The organism is Vibrio sp. 1288 (genome assembly GCF_033344475.1).
On sequence record NZ_JAWPOX010001018.1, the window covers coordinates 1 to 539 of the forward strand.

Annotated in this window: 2 pseudogenes; both read left to right on the plus strand. The window is 42.5% G+C overall.

From position 1 onward, the window contains the following. A pseudogene (locus R8O11_RS30665) lies at window positions 1-219 on the plus strand (nicotinate-nicotinamide nucleotide adenylyltransferase); the annotation flags it as partial. Between the two features lie 13 nt (window positions 220-232). Beyond that, window positions 233-539, plus strand: a pseudogene (locus R8O11_RS30670) (hypothetical protein); the annotation flags it as partial.

The window sequence follows — 539 nt, forward strand, 5'->3', positions numbered from 1 at the left end:
GGTCCGGATAATTTCTTCAAATTTGCTAAATTTTATAAGGCGGAAGAAATTACGGAACGTTGGACTGTCATGGCGTGCCCAGAAAAAGTTAAAATCAGAAGCACGGATATCCGTAATGCACTCATAGAAGGCAAAGATATCAGCACCTATACGACACCAACTGTCAGTGAACTGTTGCTCAACGAAGGCTTATATAGAGAAACATTATCTGGTAAATAAGAGGTCGGTTTTCATGGTCAGAGTAGCCGTATTTAGTGCATGTGCGCTGCTTGTGGTGACGCAAGCTAACTCCGCATGTAACTATCTTTCTGATCGCTCCGTGGTGTTTGAAGACAACACCATGCCCATCTGTGAAGAAATTTTTGATACTGTTGGTGTGCTTAGTACCGATACCTTAGATTGGTATGCTGCTGAAGCGACAGCAGAAGGACCAACAGAAAACTACTGGGAAGAGTGGGCAATCAAATCGCAAGACATTCCGTTTCTTACTCAAAACGTAGACAAAAACTATTTTGGTCTTGGTATTTGGATGCCAGAAG